At 65.4% G+C, this 26,040-nt stretch carries 15 protein-coding genes; 9 read left to right on the top strand and 6 right to left on the bottom strand.

All coding sequences use genetic code 11. From position 1 onward, the window contains the following. Positions 1–167: 167 nt before the first annotated feature. The 6 genes from AC6LJ9_RS12635 (at position 168) to AC6LJ9_RS12610 (ending at position 17,878) form a co-directional block, all read left to right on the top strand. Positions 168–12,899, top strand: coding sequence for a LysM peptidoglycan-binding domain-containing protein (locus AC6LJ9_RS12635; protein WP_498147818.1), 12,732 nt, complete (start codon positions 168–170; stop codon positions 12,897–12,899). Further along, positions 12,893–13,153 carry a hypothetical protein gene (locus AC6LJ9_RS12630; RefSeq protein WP_498147817.1) on the top strand — a complete coding sequence of 87 codons (261 nt, stop codon included), beginning with the start codon at positions 12,893–12,895 and terminating at the stop codon, positions 13,151–13,153. The genes AC6LJ9_RS12635 and AC6LJ9_RS12630 overlap by 7 nt, the downstream gene beginning before the upstream one ends. 339 nt (positions 13,154–13,492) lie before the next feature. Then, positions 13,493–13,627 (top strand): hypothetical protein, encoded by a 135-nt coding sequence (locus AC6LJ9_RS12625; RefSeq protein WP_498147816.1) that lies wholly within the window; start codon positions 13,493–13,495, stop codon positions 13,625–13,627. A gap of 61 nt (positions 13,628–13,688) precedes the next feature. After that, entirely contained in the window at positions 13,689–15,848 is a 2,160-nt protein-coding gene (locus tag AC6LJ9_RS12620; protein WP_498147815.1) for a YcaO-like family protein, read from the top strand. Between the two features lie 12 nt (positions 15,849–15,860). Next, on the top strand, positions 15,861–16,763 hold the full coding sequence (locus AC6LJ9_RS12615; protein ID WP_498147814.1) for a hypothetical protein: 903 nt from the start codon (positions 15,861–15,863) through the stop codon (positions 16,761–16,763). Next, the gene (locus AC6LJ9_RS12610; protein WP_498147813.1) at positions 16,760–17,878 is read left to right on the top strand and encodes an ATP-grasp domain-containing protein; all 1,119 of its coding nucleotides are present in this window, start codon (positions 16,760–16,762) and stop codon (positions 17,876–17,878) included. The genes AC6LJ9_RS12615 and AC6LJ9_RS12610 overlap by 4 nt, the downstream gene beginning before the upstream one ends. Before the next feature lie 17 nt (positions 17,879–17,895). On the opposite strand, the gene AC6LJ9_RS12605 is transcribed toward AC6LJ9_RS12610, so the two are convergent. Together AC6LJ9_RS12605 and AC6LJ9_RS12600 are read right to left on the bottom strand one after the other, a co-directional pair. Continuing rightward, complete coding sequence (locus AC6LJ9_RS12605) at positions 17,896–18,912, bottom strand: hypothetical protein (protein ID WP_498147812.1); 1,017 nt, start codon at positions 18,910–18,912, stop codon at positions 17,896–17,898. Between the two features lie 41 nt (positions 18,913–18,953). Beyond that, entirely contained in the window at positions 18,954–19,586 is a 633-nt protein-coding gene (locus AC6LJ9_RS12600) for a putative 2OG-Fe(II) oxygenase (protein WP_498147811.1), read from the bottom strand. A gap of 245 nt (positions 19,587–19,831) precedes the next feature. On the opposite strand from AC6LJ9_RS12600, the gene AC6LJ9_RS12595 reads away from it, so the two are divergent. Beyond that, entirely contained in the window at positions 19,832–20,575 is a 744-nt protein-coding gene (locus AC6LJ9_RS12595) for a hypothetical protein (protein WP_498147810.1), read from the top strand. A gap of 44 nt (positions 20,576–20,619) precedes the next feature. Further along, positions 20,620–21,072, top strand: a complete 453-nt coding sequence (locus tag AC6LJ9_RS12590) for a WG repeat-containing protein (protein WP_498147809.1) — start codon at positions 20,620–20,622, stop codon at positions 21,070–21,072. 76 nt (positions 21,073–21,148) lie between these two features. On the opposite strand, the gene AC6LJ9_RS12585 is transcribed toward AC6LJ9_RS12590, so the two are convergent. Then, positions 21,149–21,595: a hypothetical protein gene (locus AC6LJ9_RS12585; protein WP_498147808.1), complete on the bottom strand. Its 447-nt coding sequence runs from the start codon at positions 21,593–21,595 to the stop codon at positions 21,149–21,151. Between the two features lie 344 nt (positions 21,596–21,939). Between AC6LJ9_RS12585 and ptsJ the strand changes: the two genes are divergently transcribed. Further along, positions 21,940–23,235 (top strand): MocR-like B6 salvage transcription factor PtsJ, encoded by a 1,296-nt coding sequence (gene ptsJ, locus AC6LJ9_RS12580; RefSeq protein ID WP_498147807.1) that lies wholly within the window; start codon positions 21,940–21,942, stop codon positions 23,233–23,235. A gap of 46 nt (positions 23,236–23,281) precedes the next feature. On the opposite strand, the gene AC6LJ9_RS12575 is transcribed toward ptsJ, so the two are convergent. The 3 genes from AC6LJ9_RS12575 to AC6LJ9_RS12565 are packed head-to-tail and all read right to left on the bottom strand — an operon-like array spanning position 23,282 to position 26,025. Then, on the bottom strand, positions 23,282–23,884 hold the full coding sequence (locus AC6LJ9_RS12575) for a 2-hydroxychromene-2-carboxylate isomerase (RefSeq protein ID WP_498147806.1): 603 nt from the start codon (positions 23,882–23,884) through the stop codon (positions 23,282–23,284). Next, entirely contained in the window at positions 23,881–25,209 is a 1,329-nt protein-coding gene (locus AC6LJ9_RS12570) for an MFS transporter (RefSeq protein WP_498147805.1), read from the bottom strand. Before AC6LJ9_RS12570 ends, AC6LJ9_RS12575 begins: the two co-directional genes overlap by 4 nt. Before the next feature lie 36 nt (positions 25,210–25,245). After that, positions 25,246–26,025 (bottom strand): aldolase, encoded by a 780-nt coding sequence (locus AC6LJ9_RS12565; protein ID WP_103271171.1) that lies wholly within the window; start codon positions 26,023–26,025, stop codon positions 25,246–25,248. Positions 26,026–26,040 lie beyond the last annotated feature (15 nt).

The raw sequence follows: 26,040 nt of genomic DNA, 5'->3' as shown, positions 1-26,040 counted from the left end.
GGCTCGTACCGACAGGGGAAAAGTCGTCAGTCTGGAATTTCTATGATGCCGCGGGAAGGCTGGTAAAGACCAGGGATGCAGCCAATGCCGTTACGGAGTATCGCTACGACAATCTGGGCCGGTTGGTAGAGGAGATCGGGTACGCGCAGCGTTGGACAAACTTTCCCGTGCCGTGGCCCGAGCGCGCGCAGGACCTGATAGTAAAAGCTTCCAGTGCCGATCGTCATAGTTATACCTTCTATACGGATGACGGCAAGGTGCGTGGAACGCTGGACGCGGAAGGTCTCTTCACGGAACGTGTCTATGACAGTGCTGGCCGTGAAGTACAGCGGATCACCTATGGGACGCGGGTCGAGAATCAAGGGGCGAATCCCTCGTTCGCCTCGGCCAAGCCTGCCTCGTCATATCAAGACATCGTCGAATACAAGTTCTACAACGGCCTGGGCCGCCTGACCGGCACGCTGGACGGCGAAGGCTACCTGACCGAATTCGTCTACGACGCGAGCGGCAACCTGACGACCAAGGTGCGCTATGCCACGTCGCTGACCGGAGCCAACACCGGCTCGACCATGCCGGTGAAGTACTCGCCCGACATTGCCAAGATGCGGCCGGCGACCAGCGCGCAGGACCAGGTCTGGACCTACGCCTATACGCGGCTGGACAAGGTCTCGTCGGAACGGAATGCCGAAGGCGCGCTCACGCTGTACGTCTATGACGAGATGGGCCGGATGACGTCGATGGTCCGGGCCGCCGGAACCTCGACCTCGCGTGGCGTGCTGTCGCGCTACGACCTGCAAGGCCGCTTGATCGGCGAGCTGTCCGGCGAGGGCGCGGCCAGGATAGACGGCAACCAGACGCAGGCGCAGATCGATGATATCTGGCGGACCTATGGCACCTCGTACACCTATGACGCGGTGGGACGGCGCACCTCGATGGTGGACGGCGCGGGTCAGCGCACGCTGTACTACTTCGACGCCAACGGCCGGGTCACGCACACCATCAATGCCTTGGGCTATGTGCAGGAGAACGTATACGACAACCTGGGCCAGCTGGTCGAGACGGTGCGCTATGGCGCGCCCATCAATACGCAGGGCCTGAACGGCGGCCCGGTCAACGATGCGCTCAAGCTCGCACTGGCCGCCGCCAGCAATGCCAATGTGGACATTCGCGCGACCTATACGTACACCATCGATGGGCGCCTGCAGAGTGAAACCGACGGCGCGGGCGGCTTGATACAGCGCAGTTATGACGCTTTCGGCAACGAGATCCAGCGCATTACCCGGGTCGATGGCACGAAGAACCGCACGGATACGCGGGAGTACGACCGGCTGGGCCGGTTGACCTTGCTGACGGAGGACGCGGGCGCATACGGCCGCAAGACCACGAGCCTCTATGACGTATTCGGCCGAGTGATCGAGTCGCGCGACGGCGGAGGCAACTCAACCAAGTTCGAATACGACACACGCGGCCGGCAGGTGTTGTCTTACGGCGTGGGGCGCTGGGAGAAGACCGCCTACGACGCGTTCGACAACGTGCTCTGGCGCATCGACGAGCTGGGCCGACGCACCAGCTACGCCTACGACGCACAGAACCGCAGCGTGACCATGACGACGCCGGACGGCGTCTCGGTGACCACCATCCACAACGCCTTTGGGCAGACGGTGGAGTTGCGCGACGGCAATGGCAACGTGACGCGTCATGCGTACAACGCGGACGGCAGCCTGGTGCGGACCGAAGACGGCGGCATGACGGTCGCCAACCGCTACGACAATCTGCAGCGTCTGATCGAGACCGTGGACGCGCGCGGGGTCAAGACCAGCTATACCTATGATGCCCTGGGCCGGCGCCTGAGCCGCCTGGTGGATCCCGACGGACAGAAGTTGCTGACGGAGTACCGCTACGACGCGTTCGGCCGCCAGTACCAGACCATCGAGCCGGGCGGACGCCAGACCCTGGTGACGTTCGACAAGGCCGGCCGCGTGCTGTCCACGACAGAGGATGCGACCGGCCTGAAGCTGGTGACCCGCTACACCTACAACGAGTCTGGTCAGCAGCTGACGGTTACCGCGCCCAACGGCGTGGTAACCCGGTATGGCTACGACAACCTCGGCCGGCGTGATACCGAGACGCTGGATCCGGCGGGATTGGCGTTGGTCACGCGCTATGTGTATGACCTGAATGACAGGTCCCTGGCCAAGGTGGCGCCGGACGGCACGCGCACCTATCAGACCTACGACGACAGAGGCCGGCCGACGATGACGGTCAACGGGGCGGGCTATGTGGTCCAGACCCGCTATGACGCCGCCGGCCAGGTGATCGGGACGGTGGTCTATGCCACGCCCGTGGATCTGAAGGGGGCGCTCACCGTCAGCGATTTCGAGCTGCGCGGCCTGCTCAAGCCAAATCCCGCCGACGTCTCGGAATACCGCTACTACACCGCTGGCGGCCGCCTGGCGATGACGGTCAGCGGCACGGGCGACGTGGTCAGCTATGCCTATGACGGCAACGGCAACGTGACCGAGCGCATCGCCTACGCCACCCGCCTGCCCGCCGCCAGCATAGGCGCCGCGCAGATGCCGGCGCCGCCGCAGCCCAACCCCGTCTACGACCAGCGCCAGCGCACGGTCTACGACGCGCTGGACCGCGCGGTCTTCCAGGTGGATGCCCTGGGTGGCGTGGTGCGCCAGCGCTACGACGGCAATGGCAACGTGATCGAGCGCGTGGCCTACGCGGCCCGCATTCCGGTCGGCACGGCGATGACGGAGGCGGCGATCACCGCCGCGCTGGCGCCGCTGGCCGATCCCGCGCGTGACCAGCTCGCCGTCAACGTCCATGACGCCGCGGGCCGGCTCATTTATGTCATGGACGGCACCGGCGCCGTCACCCGGAACACCTATGACGCGTCCGGCAACCTGCTGACACAGATCCGCTACGCCACGCGCCTGGCGCCGGGCAGCAATCCGGCCAGCGTGCCGGCGACGGCGGGTGACATCACGGTCTCGCGCGTGTACGACAGCGCCAATCGTCTGGTCGCCGCCGTGGACGGCAACGGCAACACCACGCGTTATGTGCTGGATGCGGCGGGCAGGATCATCCTGCAGGTCAATCCCGACGGCGCGGTGAGCGAGAGCCGCTATGACGCCGCCGGCCGCCTGACGGCGTCCATCGGTTACGCCACGCGGGTGGCGACGGCGGGGCTGGGATCGCCGGCCAGCGAGGCGCAAGTGCGGGCGCTGTTGTCGCCGCAGCCGTCGGACTTGGCCGAGTACCGTTACTACGGCGCCGACTCGCGGCTGGCGATGACGGTGGACGCGCTGGGCTCGGTGGTGACCTACAAGTACGACGCTGCCGGCAATCTGAGCGAACGCATCGCCTATGCCAACCGCCTGCCGGCCGCCAGCGTGGGCGCGGCCAAGATGCCGGCCGCGCCGGCGGTGGATATCGCCTACGACCAGCGCCAGCGCGCGGTCTACGACGCGTTTGGACATGCCATCCTGCAGGTGGACGGCACCGGCGCCGTGGTGCGCCAGCGCTACGACGCCAATGGCAAGGTAGTGGAACGGATCGCCTACGCCGCGCGCGTGCCGGCCAATGTGGCGCTGACGGCGGCGGCCATCGACGCGGCGCTGGCGGGCGTGGCCGATGCCGCGCGCGATCAGCGCAGCCTGAACGCCTACGACGGCATCGGCCGCCTGACCCTCATCATGAACGGCCTGGGCGCGGTGACCGAGAACGTCTACGATGCTGCTGGCAACCTGCTGCGGCAGATCCAGTACGCCACGCCCGTGGCGGCCGGCGGCGATCCGCGCTCGGTGCAGGGCAGCCTGAAAGACCGGGCCACCGACTGGGTCTACGACGGCGCGCATCGCCAGATCGTCTCCGTGGATCCCACGGGCGCGGTCACGCGCAAGGTGCTGGACGCCAATGGCAACGCCGTGCAGGTGATCCGCTACGCGACCCGGTTGGGCGCCACGGTGCCGCGCGAGGGCGGCGCCATCCTGGCGGCCCTGGTGTCCAATGCCCAGGACCGGGTCACCACCACCGCCTTTGATGCGGCCAACCGGGCCGTGCTGGTGGTCGATGCCCTGATGGGCGTGGTGCGCAATACCTATGACGCCGTCGGCAATCTGCTGGAAACCTACCAGTACGCCAGGCCGATGCCGGGCGATGCGCTGGCCGGCGCCGCGCCGGGCCAGTTGAGCCTGGCGGCGCTGACGGCGCGCCTGCCGGGTGTCGACGCGCAGGACCGCAGCAGCCGCAGCGTCTATGGCGCGGCGGGCCTGCCCGTATATAAGATCGACGCGGCGGGTTTTGTCACGCAGCTGAGCTACGACACGCGCGGGAACGTGGTGAGCAGCCGCCGCTACGCCAACGGCGTGCTGCTGGGCGGCACGCCGTCCGCCGCCGACGTGGCTGCCGCCTTGTCTGCCGACAACGTGCGCGACCGGGTCGACAGCTATGTGTTCGACGCGGCCGGCCGTCTCCTGGGCGTCACCGATACGCTGGGCAAGTCCGAGTCGTACGCCTATGACGGGGTGGGCAACAAGATCCGCTTCGTCAACAAGGCGGGCGAACCCTGGTCCTATGAGTACGACGCGGCCGGCCGTCTGCTGGTCGAGCGCACGCCGCAGATCGGTTCGCTGGAAACGGGCTGGACCGCCGACGGCAACATGACTGTCGGCGCCCATCGCTCCGTCTCGCTGGTGACTCGCAACGTCTATGACGCCCTGGGCAATCTGTTGTCACGCACCGAGGCGGACGGCCAGCCCGAGGCACGCACCACGCGCTATGTCTACGACGCGGCGGGCCGCCAGGTGCGGACCATCTTCGCGCCTGTCAGCCTGTACGACGCGGCTGCCGACAACCTGCTGGTCAACGGCGCCAGCGGCGTCGCCGCGCGCAAGGAGACCGCGCCCATCTCGCTGACGTCGGACGTGCTGTTCGACGCGTTCGGCAACGCGGTGGCGGGCCGGGACGTGGCGGGATCGATCAGTTACAAGGTCTATGACAAGACCGGGGCGCTGAAGTACGAGGTCGATGCCGAAGGCTATGTCACCGAGTACGATCGCAACGCCATGGGCGACGTCACGCTGCGCCTGCGCTACGCGGTCAAGACGGGCTTGACGGCCAATGGCTACACCGGCATCACGGCGGAAGCCGTGGCCACCGCCGTCAACGCGGCCGGCCTGGATCATGGCGGCGATCGCGGCGAAGTGACCACCTACGACAAGCTGGGCCGCGCGGTGGAGGTGAGCCAGTCGCAGATCTACGCCTACGATTCGTCGGCGGCGGCCGGGGCGCAGTACTTCACCAGCAACAAGCTGGTGCGCACCGAATACGATGCCTTCGGTCAGGCCGTGGCGATTCGCGAACTGGTCAATCCCGTCTCGCAGGTCTGGGCGAACACGACCCAGCACTACGATCGCGTCGGCAACATGGTCGCGCGGGTCGATGCCCTGGGTTATGTGACGGTCTCGTCCTATGACGGGATGGGCAACAAGACCTCGGTGCGCGATTACGCCACGGCCACCACTGTCTGGAACGCGCAAGGCTACGCGCTGCCGGTGGCGAACGCCAACGACCGCCTGGTGACCTATGCCTTCGACGCCCTGGGCAGGAAGCTGTCCGAGACCCGCGTTAACGTGGAGTACAGCAGCCAGTCCAACGGCACCTCGCAGCGCGGCGACCTGAAGACGACCTATGGCTACGACGTGCTGGGCAACCAGACGCGCGTGACGGACGCCAAGGGCGGCACGTCCTACACCTATTACGACGCCCTGGGCCGGGTGAAGGCGGTGACCGAGGCGGCGCGCCTGAACGCGTCCGGCGCTTCGTACGCACCGTTGACCGTGTTCTACCGCGACGCGGTCGGCAACATCATCCGCACCATCCAGTACGCCAACGGCACGCCGCAAGCGTCCGAGGCGGGTTACACCGAAACCTCCAGCGGCGACAACCGCTACACCTTTGCCGCCTACGACAGCCGCGGCAACAAGATCCAGACCATAGACGCCAATGGCGCGCGCACCAACTACTCGTACAACGCCGCCGGCCAGCTGGCCAAGCAATGGCGTGGCGTCACGGGCAACGACGGCAGCGTCAAGACCTGGTTCCAGGCCTTCCAGTACGACAAGCTGGGGCATCAGACTCGGGTGATCGATCCGGCGTCGACGGCCGTGCTCAAGAGCGGGGTCCAGACCAGCTGGTCGTCGGCGACCAAGGAATTCAATTTCTGGCAGAAGTATGTCGTTTCCGGTACCAATACGATCAACCTCAACTGGTCTTCGCTGATCGATGCCAGCGCGGGCCTGGTGCGGGTCCAGGTGTACTACACCACCCTCAACACGCAGTACAGCGAGACGGTCGCCAATGAGGGCGGCGAGGCCGGAGAAGGCGGCGTTTCCACGGGCGGCACCACGATTACCTATGGCTCGCCCGGCGTGGCGACCAGCCGCACCATGGATTTCGGCGCGGCGTCGGCCGCATCGGGCGTGTCGATCAGCTGGAGCGAACGCAAGGTGGCCGTGGGCGGCATTGCCCAACTGAGCTACATCCGCGTGTGGCAGCAGGACGTGGCCGGCAACTGGGTCAGCAAGTGGGAAGGCAGCAACGCCCAGGCCAACGGTTCCGGCATTGTCGACGTGTCGCAGCAGGAAGCCGGCTGGTCGGACACCGTCACCGAGTACAACGCCTTTGGCGAGATGGTGCGCCGTGGCGTTAACGGCGGCCGCCAGGAGTATTTCCAGTATGACAACGCCGGCAATCTGGTGCGCACCAACGCCAAAGACGGCAAGGACCAGTTCACGCTCTACAACCTGCAGGGCAAGGCCACCGCCAGCATGACCAGCGCCGGCGCGGGCGGCGGCAATGTCGACCTCGCGGCCATCGGCTCCATCCAGCAGGCGTCGGCCATGGGCAACCTGCGGCGCGAGGACACGGTCTACAACCTGCTTGGCAACGCGCTCAAGACCATGGCGCCCGCGCGCACGGTGTACGAGGGCGGGGTCACGGTCAATCGCGACTACACCTACGCCACCATCGCCTCGTCCGCCACGCTCTATTACATTCCCAAACCCGGCGGCGGTGAGAATGGCGGCGAGGGCGGCGAAGGCGGCACGGATCCCAACGATCCCGGTACGCCCGCCTGGCGCGGCACCAATACCGTGCAGCTCGGCTGGACCAGCCTGGCCGGCCTGGGCGACGGCGACGTGCGCGTCGTCATGACTTACCAGAGCGCCGGCGGCACGCGCCGGACCCTCACGCAGAACTACCAGGCCGGCGCGGCGCAGACTGGCGTGACGTTCAGCTGGGACGGCGCCGCCATGAACACGACCGACGGGGGCGTCACCCGGGTGGTCGCCATGACGGTCTACAAGAAGGACACCAGCGGTACCTGGCAGACCGTCATCAACCAGCAGGGCACCTTCGGCAACACGGGAAACTTTATCGACATCGCCGCGCCGGTCGATCCGGGCGTCAAGGTCAGGCTGGAGATCCGCGTGCCCAACGGCGGCTGGAGCGAAGTGGGGCTGGTGAACTATGGCAACACCTTGCGCTATGACGCGGAAGGGCTGGCCGTGGGCAATTACGAGTACCGGGTATCGCAGATCGCCCGCGATGGCATGACCAAGGTCACGGGTTCCGGCACGCTGGCCCTGGCGGCGCCGAGCCTGTCCTCGATCAGCAGCGCCATGGGTTTCGGCGCCGTCGGCCACGACGTGTTCAGCTGGCCTTCGTTCGGCGCGGGCGTGGATGCGCAGTTCCGCTACCGCTCGCCGGGCGGCGCCTGGGTCCAGCTGCCCGTATCCGCGCGCAGCTCGGGTCATGATGGCGTGGACTGGATCGGCATGGGCGCCGGCCAGTTCGAGTATGAATTGCTGCTGATAGACCGCAGCTCGGGCGCGGCCTATGCGCATGCCACGGGCTTCATCAACAAGGAGGCCGCGGTGCCGCCGCGCTGGGTGCCGCCGGTCGGCATTCCGCCGATCGCGGAAGGGCTGACGCTGGACACGGGCAGCACCGGCATTTCCTGGACCACGGCTGATCGCCGCAACTTGAGCGGCACGGCCGTGCTCAGGTACCGGCTGCAAGGCACGCAGGCCTGGTCGACCGTGGGCTTGAACCAGAGCCCGACCGCCACGCCGTTCGGGCCCGTGGGCACGCCCGGCACCGGCGAGGGCGGCGAAGGCGGAGAGGGCGGTTCGACGACCGTCATGACCTATTGGGTCCGCCTGGGCACGCTGCCCGCTGGCAACTACGAGTTCGACCTGCTGTTCACGCCCACCGGCGCGTCCGAACCCAGCAAGCACCGCATCGGCGTGATCTCGCAAGGCGCCACCACGCCGGGCTATTACTACACCCGCAGCTATACGGTGTCCGTGCCCTATCAGGTCTGGGTGCCGCCGACCGGCAACGGCGGTGAAGGCGGCGAAGGTGGCGAAGGCGGTACGCCCGGCTACTGGAAGACCGAATATCGCCAGGAGACCCGCTATGAGCAGGTCTGGGTGAACGCCGTCACGCCGCGTCCCGGCATGTCGCACACCACCGCCACCTATGTGGCGGGCTACACCATCCCGGGCCGGCCAACCAGCTATTCCCTCAGCAGCACCACCGGCAGCAATCCGCGACCCATCAGCACCAACGTGTCCGGCATCCTGGGCGTGGTGGCGTCGTGGAGCACGTCCGGCCCGAACGGCGGCGCCGTCACCAGCCGCCCGTCGGTAGAGCGGACCTACGACCGCTGGGGCAACGTGCTGACGGTGTCCGATCCGCGCTCGCCCTATTGGATCACCCGCTATACCTATAACGCGGCCAACCAGATCACCTCGGAAATCCGACCCAGCGCCGATGGCGCGGCGGGCGCCGGACCCGCCACCTATCTGTACTACGACGCGCAGGGCAACAACGTCGCCACGCGCGACGGCAACGGCAACCTGACCGGCATGGAGTACGACGCCGGCGGCAAGCGCATCGTCGAGCGGCACGCCGACGGCGGCGTCTACCGCTACGGCTACAACGGCTTCGGCGACAAGATCAGCTGGACCGATGCGTTGGGCAACGTCACGTCCTACACCTATGACTGGATGGGCCGCCTGACGCTGACGTCGCATGCCGCGCTGACGCGCTACGGCATGCAGGACGCGTTGACGATGGTCGCCACCGGCCAGAAGACCGTCATCGAGAGCGTGCGCTACGACGAACTGGGCAACAAGCTCAGCTCCACCAACGGCGCGGGCGACACGGTCTACTTCCGCTACGACCTGCGCGGCAACGTCACCGGCGTGCGCAAACCGGGCATGTCCACCGAGCTGCGCACCGCCTACGACGCGCGCGGCAATAAGACCTTCGAGGCCGACGCCAACGGCAACGCCTCGACCTGGGCCTACGACTACTTCGGCAAGCTGGTCGGCCATACCGACATTGGCGGCGCCAAGTACTACTACGCCTACGACAATGCCCGCCAGCTGCTGCAACAGACCAACACGCGCGGCCAGAACCTGAACTACACCTACGACGCCGCGGGCCAGGTCACACGCATCTACGATGCCGCGCTGGGCAAGATCACGGACTTTTCGTACGACCATGCCGGCAACAAGGTGCGCGAGCGCACCGAGCAGGGCGGCCGGGTCTACCAGAACAACATCATGGCCTACGACGCGCTGGGCCGCCTGCGCGAAGTATCGGACGGCTACCTGCGCCAGAACATCGACTACGACGCCAACGGCAACCGCAAGCGTGTCCAGACCCAGTACACCGACGCGTCCGACACCTGGCGCAACCGCGACTACTGGTATGGCTACGACGCCATGAACCGCCAGACCACGGTGGAGGCCATCAACGCCAACCTGGACCTGAGCGCGGGCCAGGGCCACCGGCTGACCTACGACGCCAACGGCAACCGCCTGAGCGACACGTACTGGGACAAGGTCGTCTACGGCGACGGCAGCACGGCGGCCGGCTTCACCACCGAGACCTATACCTACGACATCCTGAACCGGCTGGTCACGCAGCGGCGCGACGGCAACCTGCTGGACTACCGCTACTACGACGGCGCCGACCGCGTGGTCTGGAGCGGCATCGACGGCTCGCTGGGCAAGGCGTTCTTCGATCGCTCGGGCCTGGCCAACGAGCAGCGCCGCAATATGTACGATGGCGCGGGCCGGCTGTACAACACGCGCTTCGTCAAGATGACGAACGCGGGTCTGTCGAGCAGCCACAACGTGACCTACAGCGGCTACGACCAGGCGGGCAACGTGACGCAGTACCGCATGGACATGTACGAGGGCACGGCGTACACGAATTACTACAACTACACGCATGCGCGCTACGAAGGCTACCGCGAGGCCACGCTGTCGGGCACCAGCACGGAGCTGGATCCTGGCCAGACCACGTACCAGTACGACGTCAACGGCAACCTGGTGGGCGTGGTCGACACCAAGGACGGCAGCAAGAACCAGACGCTGGTGAACGACGCCAGCGGCAAGATCCTGCAACGGGTGCAGGACGGCAAGACCACGCGTTCCCTGATCGTCAACGGCGAGCTGCTGGGCACGACCGGCCCGACGGTGGGCGCGGACGACTTCTCGCCGTCCTTCCGTCCCATCGACGGCGGCAATCCGCAGGCCAGCCCGGGTTCGTACCGGATCCAGCCGGGCGACACGCTGCAGACCATCGCGCAGCAAGCCTACGGCGACAGCCGCCTGTGGTTCCTGGTGGCCGAGGCCAATGGTCTTGCCAGCGACCGCGACCTGCGGGTCGGGGCGACGGTGACGATCCCGAACCGGGTGTCGGGCAACCATAACGATTACAAGACCTTCAAACCGTATGACCCGGGCAAGCTGATCGGGGATACGCAGCCGACGATGCCGGTGCCGGAGGCGGATGGCGGGGGAGGGGGCTGCGGCGGGTTTGGCGGGTTGATCCTGGCGGTGGTTGCGGTGGTGGCGACGGTGTTTACGGCGGGGGCGTTGGCCGCGCCCGCAGGCGCCACGCTGGGCGGCATGATGACCACGGGGATGTCCGTGCTGGCCGGCACTTCCGCGCTATCCGGCATCGGCGCGGTCGGGATAGGGCTGGCGGCGGGCGCTGTCGGCAGCGCCGTGAGCCAGGGCGTGGGCATGGCGCTGGGCATGCAGTCCAAGTTCAGTTGGGGCAGCGTGGCGATGGGCGCGCTGGGCTCGGGCGTGATGGCCGGGGTGGGCGGCGCGTTCAACGGCGCAAGCTTCCTGAGCGGCAACCAGGCGCTGTCGGAGTCCATCAAGGCCGGCATCGCCAATGGCACGTACTCCGGCGCCAACGCCATGCAGATGGCGGTGCGGGCGACGGTCAGCTCGACGGTGACGCAGGGCATCGCGATGGCGACGGGGCTGCAGTCCAAGTTCAGCTGGACCAATGTGGCGGCCGCAGGCGTGGGCGCGGGAGTGGGAGGGTTCGTGGGAGGCAAGCTGTTCCCCACGGGGAATGATTTCTCGACGAACCTGATGCGTGGCTTTGCGTCCAGCGCGGTGGGCGGGGTTGCGGCGACGGTGCTGACGGGAGGCAAGCCGAACTATCTGCAGATCGCGGTGGATGCGTTTGGGAATGCGTTGGGGAATTCGGTGATGGAGTCCATGACTGATCGCAGGCTCGCCAACGAGCCGATCGACCTAGGAAGGGACCGAGGCTTGCGAGTCACCGGGCAGGATTTGGAGATATTCGCACGGTCGCCCGTCGGGATGGATGATGGTGGGTATCCTCTGGCGAAATTCCGGGCCGATCAGCAATTGGATCGTGCCGGGTTGCCGCAGTCGTATACGAGTGGTATTTCCGCCGCGACTTTGCCTGGCGCCAACTACTCGACGGCGGATTTGAATGATGCGCTGGTGTCGAGCTTTACCAGTGCGCTGAGCGAGGATCGCCGGACAAGTGCCGGCATGCTTGTTGCCAGTTCAGACAAGGTGCCGCCCTTCATGGAGGCGTTTGGCGCTTTGCAGAAGGGGCCGAGCATATCGGAACTGGTCAAGGGCGAGAAGGGCACTTTCCTATATGGGCTGAAGAATGGCCGTGCGAATCGATCCGTGATGGATGAGCAACCCGTATCAGGGTCTGAGATTGCGGGAGCCTTGACGCGTGATTTCTTCGTCGGGGCCAAGGATGCGGTGCTTGAGGTGCCGCTGATGGCGGGTGACATCGGGAAGCTGGGCTTCTTGTCGGGAAAGAAGCTGCTTACTGGCAACGCTGATCCATTCACCCCGTGGAGCGATACTGGGAAGTTTTTCCAGAGCGGGGGAACTCTGAGGGAATACTATGCCGCGCCGTTTAATGCTCTTGGTGATATAACTGGGGATCTGTTCTCCGGTAAGTATGAGTCAGCCGGTAGTGGTGCCCTTGGGGTAGTTGGGGGGATTGCTGCTGGGCGGTTTGCGAGACTACCTGCAGGTGCAAATAGTGAACTGATGATCGCATCCAATCCGGCTACGGGAAATCCGTTGGCAATTGCGCGGGGTATTGGAGCACTGAACCTGAGGCAAACAGCGGTTCTAAATCAACTATCCGAATATGGCTCACAAACAATCACAAGCAAGACATTTGGTCAAAGGGATTTGGCGGCGTTGACTGCCGCAACTGGCGAGGAATTTGCTATGTTCTCGACAGGTGGACGCCGATTGATTATTCGTGGGGACGCAACATCCGTACCGATTACGCCAGACACAGCAGCCAACTTAGCAAACCAAGGTTGGCGTTGGTCTTCTCACGTGCATCCAGGTTTTGATTCCAGAGTTCTGAGGTCGTCATTCGGTGATCGTGCAGTGCTTGACGCTATGGGTGGTCAGCGTAGCGCCATTTTCAACTCGCTTGGTCAACGTAGTAGTTTCACACCAAGAGGTGATAGTTTGGAAGGATGGACTCCATCATGGTGATAAAGCAAAAATTACTTAGGCTTGATGACATGGAAGTCATAGCAAAAAAGGCAACATTTGAAGCTCTTCAGGGCTATCCAAAACCGAGTGGGAATCTCGAAAATCTAACGTTAGGAACGAGTTTGACCGATACGGAGGGAATCTTTGAGTTATACATCTCCGGTGAGCGTCCGCAGGATGCGGTGGTTATTAGCCGTGCAGCCGTCGATAGGCGGAGTGGAGAGGTGCGAGTAAGTGTTTTTCTGGATAAGTAGAGTGTACTGAGATGATATTCACCTGACACCGGCCGCAAGCCGGTGTTTGCTCAAAGAGTATCTGCCAACAAATCCGGCGGGGCAGATCGTCCACCGCGCTTCCTTGCCCACTTGGACGACGGCGAAAAGCCGGCGTCAATTACCGACACCCCAAGGCGAAAATCGTCAATCACCTCCAGCACGCGGATGCCGCATCCGCCGGCAAACCGAAACGGCGAGAACCTCCGCCCTAAACCACCATCCCCCCACCTGGAAAAGTTGCTTGAGCCGGTAAATGGCCGGTCTCTACACACAGGGTTGGCCCTTCAGGCCAGCCCAGGTACCGACATCGGAGCAACCATGAGCCAGACCCCCGTTACCACGCCGCAGCCCGGCACCCCCCAGAACGATCCCAAGCGTTTCACCTGGAGCGTGTCCAGCCAGCAACGCCGCAGCCAGACCCTGCCTGTCCCGGCGGGCAGCGGCGGGAAGTAAGACGCAAGGAAGAAGCGCACGAAAGCCGGCTGGCGGGCCCCATCCGCCCCGGCGATACGCCATGCAACTGGATCTTCCTCACGTGTTGATGCCCGGAAGCCTGCTGCATGGTTCCTCCCTGCAATGCCGGCTGGCCTCGCGCACGTTGTCGCTGCGGGCGCCGCAAGCCGTGCTGCGCAGCCTGCGCGACTTTGACGGCGGTTTGACGCCTCGGCAGTGGCTGAATGCCTGCGCCGAGCGGGGATGGGACGCGCAGGCGGCAACCGGGCTGATGGCCACGCTGATTGCCGAGGGGGTGCTGGTCAGCGCCGCCGATATGCCCAGGCAACTCTGGTCGCATGTCTTGAATCCCAGATCGATGGGATCTGCCCCTGAGCCTGCCCGGATCGTGGCCTTGATGGACGAGGCTCAGGCGCGCCTGAAAGCGGCTCCAGGCTGCCATGCCATCACGCTTGAAAGCGATCCGCGCGCCGACGGGCTGCACAAGCTCCTGCGCCAGCGGGTCTCTCGCCGCCATTTCGGAGAACAGGCGCTTGCGCCGCAGATCCTTACCGCGGTCTTGTGGGCGGCGGCCGGCGTGGTTGATGACGAAGATCGCTTGCGCACCGTCACGCCGTCGGCCGGCGCGCTCTATCCGCTACGTCACTACTACTTGAACCTGCGCGCCACCGGCACGCTGTCGCCCGGCGCCTATGCGTTGTCGGCAAGCGGCGAAGGACGCTTGCATTACACCCTGGTCAACGCGGATCTGACCACGCTTGAAGCGGCGTTCTCCTCTCCGGATCTGCTGAATAATGCGCAAGGGGTGTTGGTGATCGCCGCCGATTTCGCGGCGAGCGCGAACAAGTACGGACCCCGCGCGTTGTCGTATGTGCCGCTGGAAGCCGGGCATGCCGCGCAGAACGCGCTGCTTGCGGCGGCGGCATGCGATTGCCATGCCGTTGAGATCGGCGGATTCATGGAACGGGAGCTGGCGACGCTGTTGGGATGCGCGGAAGCCATCGTTCCCATCACGACGGTGATACTCGGGACCGTCGCGGCGCCTCCGGCGGTGGCGGCCGCCAGCGAGTTCGAATGGGTGGGGATCAGGGACGCCGACGGTGAACGCCCGTTCTTTCTGTGCCGCGCCCGCGACGATGCCGCCCGTCCATGGTCCTGGGGCCGCGATCCCGACCCCGCGCGCGCGCGCCTGAAAGCGACCATGGAAAGCCATGAGCGCGCGGCCTTGTGCCGGCCGCTAGGGCTGGTCGCCGCGCTTCATGGGGACCTGCCAGGCGCCATTGATCCGCGCGACATCCTCCGCTACGGCGCGGCGCAGTATCAGCGCGCCGGCTTTCCATACCGCCCCTTCGACCCGACGGCGGAATACTGGTGGAAGGCTGCCCGCAATGTGCTGGATGGCGGGCCGTGCTTCATGCTGGCCGACCTGGTCTATCTGCAGGCCGGCTTGTCGGATCTGGACCGGAAGCTGCCCTATACCGATGCCAATACATCCGGCGCCGCCTCGCATGCATCCATGGACGCCGCGCTTGAGAACGCGGTGCTGGAACTCATCGAGCGCGACGCGTTCATGCGCCTGTGGTTGGGCGGCGACGCCGTCGCCGTCATCGAAGACGCGCTGCCCGCTTCGTTGCAGGCCCGGCTGCGCCGCCTGCGCGATGCAGGCATCAAGGTGACGCTGCGTGATATCGGGCACGCCTACTGCCCGGTGGCGTTCTGCCATGGCCAATCGGAATCCCGGCATTTCACGCGGGTGTCCAGCTGCGCGAGCTATGACTTCGTGACCGCCATGGATCATGCCTTGATGGAGCTGGAAGCGCAGATCTACATCACGCTGCACAATCCAGCGCCTGCCGCCTTCCGGCCCGGACAGGTGCGCGCAGCGGAAGACCATGCGGCGCTCTATGAACAGAAGGCCTATTTTCGACGGGCCGATCACCTGGTCGCCGCGCCGGCTGCCGCCCCGGCCGAACGGCGCCTGTCCAGGGACTGGGCAGGCCTGGTCCAACGCCTGCGCGAAGACGGCCAGCAGTTGATTGCCGTCGATTTGAGCGACGGCGCGCCATTGCGCACGCCCACCGTCAAGGCGTTCATTCCTGGATTGGTCCCCATCAAGTTCGGCGCGGGTAACGAACCCGCCGGGCATCCGGTCTATCAGCGCATGCGCCAGCTTTACGCGGGACGGGGGCGCGGCCCCGGTTTTCCGCATCCCTTCAATTGATAGGTAAGGACCATGTCATCGTTCCTGGTTAAAGAGGCGCCCGACGCGCTCACACTCGTTCAGCATCTGAAGACCCAAACTGCATTTCAGCAGGCCAGCGATGCGTTGAGCAGCCGGACTTCATCGCAGTTGCTGGCGATTCCGCTGCCGGCAGGGCTATATGAAGGTTTGCAGGATGCCGCCTACCAGGCGATCGAGGCGCATGGCCTGCACGGGTGGCTGTCGGCGGAAGGACGTCATCACGACCACAACTATCAATCTCTTTCGCTGGTCTACAACCCCGACATGCACGAGCCGGGGATGGACGATGTGCATCAGGCCACGCTGGGTACGTCCTTGAACCCGATCAATGAGTTCTTCTACAACTCGGTGCAACGGCATCGGGGCCTGAAGAACACGTACTTCGATTCCTACGGATTTCGCGTGAGAACGCCGGCGGCCAGGCTGGGCGAGTTGGGCAGGTTTCTGGATCAATGCGGCCTGACCCTGATTCGTTCCCGCCTGTCCGTGCTGATCGGCGAGCGCGGCATCACCTCGGATTTCATGGATGGCTGGCATCGCGACGAACCCGTGTTCGAGAACCTGCGCCTGAACATTCCCCTGACCTCGGACCCCGCCTATCGCCTGCAGATCGAGCATGAAAAGGACAGGCCACAGGAAGACTCGGACACGATGACCGAGCATTTCCTCGAACCTGGCTATGCCTATACCTTCAATACCAACATCCCCCACCGGGTGTACGTGAAAGAACCCAGCAGCCAGCCCAGGATCCATCTGGTGCTGGGCTTTGCGCCCTGGTTCGACCACGACCCCGGGGAAGATCGTTGGCGCGTCAATGCGCACTTCGGCAAGATCCATCCCTTCGATCTGCTGCGCAACGGACAACTGCATTCCGCCTTGAGGGCCCAAGCATGAAGAAGAACATCGTCCTGCTCTCGTCTCACAGCCGCGAAAGCGCCGCCAAGGAGAAGCAATACCGGGCGGCGGCCGACGCGCTGGGCCTGGCGGTCGCCGACTATCCCGATGCCGGCACCCTGGGTGTATTCGCCTGCAGCGACTTCCGCAGCGTGGATGCCGCCAATCTGGCGGCGCTGCATCAGGTAGCGGGTCCCGAGGTGCTTGCCACGACGATCGCCACGCAGAAGTCCCTGGCCTATCGATTCCTGTCGCAACGCGGCTTTTCCACGCTATGGGCGCACGCGCCGTTGCGCGTGGAGGATCTGGAGCTGGATCTACCCTATGCCATCATCGTCAAGCCGGACAAGGGCAGCGGGTCGTTCGCCGAGCATCCCTGGGCGTATCAGCGCTATGACAGCCTTCGCCATTTCCATGATTGGCTGGCGGAACGCCAATTGCTGGAGGCGTTCCTGGCCTATCAGAACGATCCCAATTCCTGGTATGGACGCTATCTGACCATGGAGTACATCGGCGATAGCGACATCTATACCGCCGCGGCGGTCGCCGGCCCGGATGGCGTCGCCGTCTATGAGGGCGGGCGCTTGCGCTTCACCCGCGACACCCTGCAATGCGAATGGATGCTGCTGGGCGAGCGCCACGTGAACCACGACCAGATCACGCAAATGATCCAGGCGCTGTATGACGTGGGCTTGCGCCAGTCCGTCATATACATCCAATGCGTGGAAAAGGATGGGCAGCTTTGCGCCATCGACATCAATCTGCGACCGGGGACCATGCCGGACCGCGCGTTCCATGGCCTGGGACTGCCGTACTACCAGGCTGCGCTCGCATACATGCTGGGAATGACGGCCTCGCTGGACTTCAGCTGGAACGCTCCCTATGTCGGCATCCGGCGGGTGGTGCTGCCGCTGGAGCATGGGCGTCGCAAGGCCAGTTTCGGCGAGGGATGCATCTCCCTGATTGGCGAGCTTGCCTACGATTCTGGCCGTCCGTTCGATCTTGGCCATGCTTGGCCCATGTTCGCAGTCAGTGGAGGCGACGCCCTGCACTGCGCGCAACTGGCGGAATCGTTGGTCGGAAACATGCGGCTGTCGCCGCTGGCCGAGATTTGAGGCCCACCTGAAGAAGGTCAGGCCGTATGTTCGGCCTCGGCCTTCAACCCGTCTTCAGGCGCTTCGGCTGCCGGCGTCTCTTCCGTGAACACGGACGCCAGCATGTGTGGATACACATTGGGGTGAATCATGGGATGGCTGTTCATTTCCAACAGCCAGACCCGATCATCGTCGTCAATGACGGCGTCAAGCGTGAATACGGAGTGACGGCGGATGGCCTCCGGAATGCCTCGATACAGCAGCGGGCCGGCAAAGCAGAACTGCGCCTTGACTGCCGCGGTCGCCTGCTGCCAGACATCGCGGTTCTTGAGCGTGACGCGGTCGTGCGGCGTCATGTAGCGAAAATCGAGCATGACGTTCACGCCATCGGGCACAACTTCGTCCGGGTGATAGCCTTGCCATGCCAGGATCTGGACCGAATCATCCAGGTCCATCGTCAGATCGAAATTGCCACGGGGCTGGGTGGCGATCTCGCGCAGCGTCCGGCGGCCATCGCCGGCGATCTGCGGAGGTGTCAGGACTTCAAGCGCAACGGGCTCGCCATTCCAGAACCACGCTTTCGCGCTGCGGCCGCGAATGAACTGCTCGCAGAAATTCCCTGCCTGCAGCGGATCGTCGCTGTTCAATGGCGCCAGCGGCCCGAACGGCCCTCGGATGCCCACGCCGAATGATCCTATGGCGGGCTTGACGATGTAGTCGGGCGCCAATGGAGGACCTTCGGTCCAGCTGGCCGTCACCCGCAGGCCATTGGCCAGCGCATACTCCTTGAACAGGGTCTTGTCCGTCGACAAGGGCCAGGACTTGACCGGATATGGCATCCACCCGATGAAATCGCCATCGCCGGCGAAGTCGCGCTGATAGATCGTCTGGCCGTTGTGCTCCCGGACGAATCGGGGCACCAGCACGATCTGGCGGCCTGCGAAACGAATGGTCATTTCGAACGTTTCGGGCGCGATCAGCATCTCCGCGTCATGAGCAAGCGCCCATTCACGGATGGGATGAAGATGCTTGATCGGGCGAAACAGGTAATACATGAATGCCGCTGATGAAAAGCCAAGGGTAGCGCTGAGGAATGCTATGCGGGCCGTTCGTACTTGACGCTGCCTGCGATGACGCGCCGGGTCACATCGTCGGTATTGGGCGTGGTGTAGTGCATCAGGTAGCGCGGGAACATGATCAGATCGCCTTCGCTGGGCTGGATGATCTTCACCAGGGCGTGGCGGGGGACCACGAAACCGCCTCTGCCGACCGTGCCCCGGGGATCCATCAGCACGAGCTGGCCGCTGCCGTCCTTCGGCATAGTCAGGTAATAGACAAAGGCCAGATCCGAGCCTTCGTGATAGTGTGCATGCACGGCGTCCTTGGCCTGGCCCGACCGTTGGACCACGAACCACATGGTGTGATGGCGTTTGGCCTGATGGATCTGCTCGCCGTAGACTTCCTGGGCGTAGCTGTCGCATTCCGTCAACAACAGTTCCCGGATGGCTTTAAGCTGCGGATCGCGCGTGCGCTTGAAAACACCCGTGTCGTAGCGGGTGTACAGGGTTTCCAGCGTCGCGGACCGGCTTTCGTCGTTCAGCAGGCGGCTCTGGTTTTGTTCGGAATAGGCTTGCAAGGCCGTGTGCAGATCCGTCCCGACCTGGCCGCTCTCGCGCAGGTTGTAGTGCATGATCGGAGTGGGCCACAGCCATTGGATTTCACGGGACATGGATCAATAGGGCAGATTGAACGGCGCGCGTATCGCGCCACGACATCCTTAAGTTATCTGCGCCGGGCGGTTTCAGTTTAGGGGCGGTTGGGCATTCTGTTCGGCCTTGGGCCTCCGGCGCGATTCGGCAAGGATCCAAATACTTGCTATCTTTCCTTCCGGCAGGCAAACAGCATGCTTGTGGCTGTCGCCGCCACAGCGGTTTTCCCAAGTAATGGTCAAGGCCCTTCCAGGACAGCATCTCCATGAGCGCATCCCCCGACAAGATCGACTTCACCCAACCCCAGCCCTTCCTGCACCCGTTCCCGGATCCGGCCGACGTCTTCGCCGCGGACCCCGCCCAGGCCGCGAAGCTGCTGCACCCGCTGGTCTCCATCGACCTGTCCGCCGTCGACCCCGCCTGGTCCGGCCGCATCCACCTGCTGAGCCCGGTAGAACCCTACGACGATTATTTCGCCGATGGCGCCGAGGCCTATCACTCCTACTACACCCGCAGGAACTGGATCGGCTTCAAGCTGGGCGAGGACAGCCGCTACGAACTGCTGGGCGACTGGCGCTGCTTTCAGGCGATGAGCGAGGACAAGACGCGCAGCCAGGATCCCGAGCTGCTCGAACACTACGCCAAGCAGCAACGGTCGTTCGACGAGGTCAAGGCGGCCTATGCCGAGCGCGGCCTGCTGATGAACGTGGACCTGGGCAAGCGCGAGGGCGAGGCGCAGATGCTCAAGTATCGGCTGGCGTTCCTGGAAGACTGGAAGGAATCGCAGGGCGCGGGCAACTGGGCCGATCCCGACCTGTTTCCGCTGGAGTTCGTCGACAACCCGGAGATGGACTGGGAAGATGCGTTTCCGCTGACGGAGGACGGCAGGCCGTTCCGCTTCGTGGCGGCGGTGCCGGGCTGGAACTACCGGGATGGCGGGGCCGACCAGATCCTGCTGTTCTACGATCCGCAGACCCGCGTGGCCCTGCAGACGTTCGAATGGAGTTGAAGCGGGCCGGCGCGCGGCGCAAGCGCGCGGCCAAGGAGAAAAGAATGCATGTGAAACGCCGCGTCATCGGCGCGATTCTGCTGGGCGCGGCCCTGGGGCCGGCGCAGGCGCTGCAATACTGGCCGGCGCAGGAGCAGGATGACGCGCCGCCGAGCTACGACGTCCATGGCCATACGCTGGCCGTGGACGAGCAAGGCCTGGTCTACGTGGACCGCCAGGATCGCCCGGTGCTGCGCCCGTTCATCTACGACAATGGTCCGGACTTTTTCCAGGACGGGCTGGCGCGTCACGTGGAGAACGGCAAGATGGGGTTCCACGATGAAGCCCTGAAAGTGGTGATTCCCGCCCGCTACGATTTCGCCTTTCCTTTCCGCGACGGCAGGGCCCAGGTGGGGATGGATTGCGTCCAGTACCCGGCTGGGGAACACTCCAGCGTGCAGTGCAAGTCCTGGGAGTACATAGATCGATCGGGACGGCAGGTGCCGCCGCCAATGTAGGTACCCCACTATGGAGCGTTCATGGCGTGTGCCGGCGCGGCCATCTCGCCCGCGGACGAGCGCGCCATTGAGCGAGTCAGGTGTTTACGGGCATGCTCATCGCATGCCGGAAGCCACGCATGAACAGTTCAAGGCTCGCGGCGATCAGCGCCAGTCCCAGCACAAGCGCGGACTTCAACGAGCTGGCTTCTGCAATGGCGGCCAGCTTGACTCCCAGGGCCATCACGGCGAGCAGCAGCGCAAAGCCGGCGAGCCGCTTGAACATGCTTGGACCGGGTTCTGTTTCGGGCGGGCGGGGGCGCAATTCTTCCCGCAGGATGAAGACGAGCAGCGCGAGCCTCATGAAAAAAGTCAGCACGCATAGCGCCAGCAGGATGTCCAGGCGTTGCAGCCAGACTCCAGGAGGGTCGAGCTTGTCATGAAAGAAGGCCAGTAGCAAGGTCGCGCCTACGCCATAGCTTGCAAGGTTCATGACGATGTCGGGGCGAAGCTTCAGGTCGGTGCAAGGTGGGTGCGCGCTCATGGGTAGGCCGGTTGATCTATTTTGTAGTTGTGTGCAAGGACTCTCATCTCAAGGCGCGGGGTCTCATGGCGGACCGATGGACTGTCCTTGCTCGGCGCATGCTACGCTGGCCGGTCCGTTCTGGGTATAGGACTTGTCCTATATGCGCAATGAGGTTCTCATCTGCGGATGGACTGCAGTGCATCCACAGATGAAACGACTGCATGCCGCGAGGCTTCCAGTGTTCCAACGGGTGGCAAGCACTGTCCGTTTTGCCGTGGCCGTCAATCATGCCAAACTCCGGCATGGGCGCTACATTGTCTGGCGATAGTGCAAGCCAATCAGCCCTATTGTCCTGGGACGAAATGAAGATACAAGGAAAGACCGCCGCCGAAATCGTCGATTGCGTGCGCGCGCTGGTGCAATCGCAGCAGTTGTTGCCGGGCCAGGCGCTGCCGCCGGTGCGCGAGCTGGCGGCGGAACTCGACATCAACCGCAATACCGTGGCGGCGGCGTACAAGCGGCTGGCGGCCGCCGGCATCGCGTTGACGCAGGGGCGGCTGGGCACGGTGATCCGCGATCCCTACGGCGCGGGCGAGCAGGAAGGCGCCTTGCCCGATACGCCGCTGACCGATCTGGCCAGCGGCAATCCCCGGCGGGAATGGCTGCCGGACATGGCGCGGGCGTTCGCCGCCCGACCGTACCGGCCCCGGCTCTACGGCGAGCCGACGGTCAATCCGGGCCTGGAGACCTACGGGCGCGGCTGGCTGGCGCCGGATTGTCCGGGGCTGTTCGACATCAACGTGACGCACGGGGCGGTGGACGCGATCGAGCGCTTGCTGGTCTCGCACCTGGTGCCGGGCGACAAGGTGGCGGTCGAGAATCCCTGCTTTCTCAGCAGCATCAACACGCTGCGCGCGGCCGGGATGGCGGCGATCGGCGTGGCGATGGACGACGAGGGCATGCTGCCCCGCGCGCTGGAAGCCGCGCTGGAAAAGGGCGCGCGGGCGGTGCTGATCACGCCGCGCGCGCACAATCCCACGGGATGCAGCCTGAGCGAGAAGCGCGCGCGGGCCTTGGCGCGCGTGCTGGCGCGCCATCCTCAGGTCCTGGCCATCGTGGATGATCATTTCGCGCTGCTGTCCAACGCGGCCTATCATTCGGCGCTGCCCACGGGCGCGCCGCGCTGGGCGCTGGTGCGCTCGTTGACCAAGGCGCTGGGGCCGGACATTCGCGTGGCGCTGGTGGCCAGCGATGCGGCCACGTCGCGGCAGCTGCGCTTGCGGCTGGCCTCGGGCACCAGCTGGGTCAGCCATGTCTTGCAGGACATGGTCGAGGCGGCGCTCGGCCAGACCGAGGTGGCGCAATTGATGGCGCGGGCGCGCGAGGACTATGTGCGCCGCCGCGCCTGCCTGGAAGACGCGCTGCGCGCGCAGGGCCTGCCGCATGCGGCGCAGGGCGACGGGCTCAATCTGTGGATTCCGCTACCGGCGGATGATCAGGCCGTGGCGCTGGCCATGGCGCGGCGCGGCTGGCTGCTGCGCCATGGCGAGGCCTTCTGCGTGCAGGATCCCGTGCCTGGGCTGCGCGTGACCCTTTCCGATATCGAGCCGGAACAGTGCGCGCAACTGGCGCGGGATCTGCGCCAGAGCATCGCATAAGGGGTTGCCCGCGCATATCCCGCCGCGCGTTGCTGCGGGATATGCGTCACGCCGCCGCGATCGCCTCTTCCAGCATCTCAAGCCGGTCCTGGCCCCAGAACAGCTCGCCCGCATAGACATACGACGGCGAGCCGAATACGCCGGCGGCCACCGCCTCGTCGGTGTATTGGCGGTAGCGTTGCTCGATGTCCGGCGCGGCCGCCGCGCGCAGCAGCGCCTCGGCGTCCAGGCCCTGCGCGGCCACGATCTCGCGCAGCGTGGGTTCGGACGAGATATCGCGGTCCTCGCACCACTCGGCATGCAGGATGGCCTTGTACAGCGCCGCCACCGGCCGCCCCTGCAGGTCCGCCGCGATCACGATGCGCGAGGCCTGGTCGGCATTCGGGCACATATGGGCGGGGTGAGGGTTGACCGGGATGCCCAGCTTGCGGCACCAGCGGCGCAGCTCGGCGACGCGGTAGTCCTGCCGTTCCCGCGAGCGCTGGCCCAGCAGCACGCCGCCGGTGCGCGCGTAGACGTCGGGCAGATCGACCGGCTTGTAGCGGATGGCCACGTTCTGGCGCCGCGCCAGCGCCTCCAGGCGGTCGGCGCCCAGGTAGGCCCAGTCGGAATTCAGCCAGAAGTAGTAGTCGAGGTGCGACGGTTTCATGGGCGGGCCTCCAGGCGGGCGCCGGCCGGCAGCGCGAAGCGCGTGGGCCGGTGCATGAAGAACGCGCTGGCGATGGCGACCAGGCCCAGCGCGCTCAGGTACCAGACAATGTAGCGCGGGTCGCCGCCGCCATGGGCCAGTAGTGACGTGGCGACCAGCGGCGCCAGCCCGCCGCCGATGGCGCCCGACACCTGCACCGCCAGCGAGATGCCGCTGTAGCGCACCTCGGGCGGGAACTGGGCCGAGAACAGGCCGCCTTGCGGGCCGTACAGCGCGGCGTAGACCAGGCCCACCGCCACGGCGACCGCCGTCGTGACGGTGGCGGGATCGCGCGTCTGCAGCATCGAGAAGAACATGGGCGCGAACAGCAGGATGCCCGCCGCGCCGGCCATGAAGATCCACTTGAAGCCGATGCGGTCGCCCAGCACGCCGCACAGCGGCATGGTGAACAGCGCCAGCGTCGCGCCCCAGACGGTGGCGTCCAGCATGGTGGCGCGCGGGATGCCCAGCGTGCCCGTGGCATAGGCCAGCGAGAAGGTGACCACAGTGTAGAACCAGGTCACTTCGGCCAGCCGGCCGCCGACCACGATCAGCACTTCGCGCGGATAGCGGCGCAGCACCACCAGCGCCGGCACCTCGACCTTGTCGCCCTGTTCGCGCATGCGCTCGAAGTCGGGCGATTCGGCGACCTTGGCGCGGATGAACCAGCCCACCAGCAGCAGCACCACGCTGGCCAGGAAGGGAATGCGCCAGCCCCAGGACAGCATGTCCTCTTCGGGCAGCGCGGCGACCGCGCCCATGGCCAGCGAGGACAGGATCAGGCCCGGCGCCACGCCGGTCTGAGGCAGGCTGCCGAAGAAGCCCTTCTTGCCTTCGGGTGCGTGCTCGACGGCCATCAGGATGGCGCCGCCCCATTCGCCGCCGACCGCCACGCCCTGCAGGAAGCGCATCAGCACCAGCAGCACGGCGGCCCAGTAGCCGATGCTGTCGTAGGACGGGATCAGGCCGATCAGGATGGTGGGGATGCCCATCATGAAGAGCGTGATGAGCAGCATGGACTTGCGTCCGACCTTGTCGCCGAAATGGCCGAACACCACGCCGCCCAGCGGACGCGCGAAGAAGCCGACGGAATAGGTGGCGAAGGCGGCCAGCGTGCCGCTGATGGGATCGATGGCGGGAAAGAAGATCTTGTTGAAGACCAGGGCCGCGGCGGTGCCGTACAGGAAAAAGTCATACCACTCGATGGTGGTGCCCATCATGCTGGCCAGCCCGGCCGTGACGTAATGGCGGCGCGAGCGCGCCGCCTGCTTTGCAGGCGTAGTCATGGCGACGTCCTTGAAAGAGTGCGGAAGGAGCGGCGCTCAGGCCGGCAGGGCGGGGATGCCGCGCGTCTGGCGGACCCAGTAGTCGAAGGTGGCGCGCACGATGGCCGGCTTGAGCAGGTAGTCGTGCGCCTCGCGCGCCAGCGCGTCGTCCACCGGCGTGAGCGGGCCGAAGGCCTGGGCGCGGATCTGCATGCGCGCGGCGCGCTCCAGGTAGACCGACAGATAGGTCGCTTCCTCACAGGACGCGCCGGCGGTCAGGTAGCCGTGGTGCGCCAGGATGATGGCGCGCTTGGCGCCCAGCGCCTCGGAGATCAGCACGCCTTCCTGGTCGGCGATCGGCACGCCGGGCCATTCGCCCAGGAAGGCGCAGTCGTCGTGCAGCGGCGTCATGTCCATCTGCGCGATCACCAGCGGCTGGCGCGCGGCGGCCAGCGCCGAGGCCCAGGGCGAGTGCGTGTGGATGATGGACTGCACGTCGGGCCGGGCCTCGTACACCCACAGGTGAAAACGCGTGGCGGGGTTGGCCATGCCCTCGCCGGTGAGCGTGTGCAGGTCGCGGTCGACTTCGATGAAGTCGGCGGGCGTGGCCTCGTCGAAGCCCAGGCCGAAGCGCAGCGTCCAGTAGGCGCCGGGGCGTTCCGAGCGCACGCTGATCTGGCCGGCCAGCCCGGCCTCCTGTTCCGTCATCGCCAGGATGCGGCAGGCATGGGCCATGGTCTCCTGGATGCTGCGGGGCACGGCGCGCAGGTGCTGTTGCATCTCCTGCGTGGCGCGCTGGTCGAAATACGATTTTTCCCTGAGGGCGGCGGGGTTCATGCGGGGCGTCTCCGT

This window comes from Achromobacter sp. 1011811831, assembly GCF_059760905.1.
Note: the sequence above shows the minus strand (reverse complement) of the source record. Positions and strands in the feature narration are given on the sequence as shown.

Coding starts and splice junctions, on each gene's coding strand:
- AC6LJ9_RS12570 (WP_498147805.1), bottom strand. CDS start 25,209: ATGACTACGCCTGCAAAGCAGGCGGCGCGCTCGCGCCGCCATTACGTC.
- AC6LJ9_RS12625 (WP_498147816.1), top strand. CDS start 13,493: ATGAGCCAGACCCCCGTTACCACGCCGCAGCCCGGCACCCCCCAGAAC.
- AC6LJ9_RS12615 (WP_498147814.1), top strand. CDS start 15,861: ATGTCATCGTTCCTGGTTAAAGAGGCGCCCGACGCGCTCACACTCGTT.
- AC6LJ9_RS12575 (WP_498147806.1), bottom strand. CDS start 23,884: ATGAAACCGTCGCACCTCGACTACTACTTCTGGCTGAATTCCGACTGG.
- AC6LJ9_RS12595 (WP_498147810.1), top strand. CDS start 19,832: ATGAGCGCATCCCCCGACAAGATCGACTTCACCCAACCCCAGCCCTTC.
- AC6LJ9_RS12610 (WP_498147813.1), top strand. CDS start 16,760: ATGAAGAAGAACATCGTCCTGCTCTCGTCTCACAGCCGCGAAAGCGCC.
- AC6LJ9_RS12605 (WP_498147812.1), bottom strand. CDS start 18,912: ATGTATTACCTGTTTCGCCCGATCAAGCATCTTCATCCCATCCGTGAA.
- AC6LJ9_RS12590 (WP_498147809.1), top strand. CDS start 20,620: ATGCATGTGAAACGCCGCGTCATCGGCGCGATTCTGCTGGGCGCGGCC.
- AC6LJ9_RS12585 (WP_498147808.1), bottom strand. CDS start 21,595: ATGAGCGCGCACCCACCTTGCACCGACCTGAAGCTTCGCCCCGACATC.
- ptsJ (WP_498147807.1), top strand. CDS start 21,940: ATGAAGATACAAGGAAAGACCGCCGCCGAAATCGTCGATTGCGTGCGC.
- AC6LJ9_RS12630 (WP_498147817.1), top strand. CDS start 12,893: ATGGTGATAAAGCAAAAATTACTTAGGCTTGATGACATGGAAGTCATA.
- AC6LJ9_RS12600 (WP_498147811.1), bottom strand. CDS start 19,586: ATGTCCCGTGAAATCCAATGGCTGTGGCCCACTCCGATCATGCACTAC.
- AC6LJ9_RS12620 (WP_498147815.1), top strand. CDS start 13,689: ATGCAACTGGATCTTCCTCACGTGTTGATGCCCGGAAGCCTGCTGCAT.
- AC6LJ9_RS12565 (WP_103271171.1), bottom strand. CDS start 26,025: ATGAACCCCGCCGCCCTCAGGGAAAAATCGTATTTCGACCAGCGCGCC.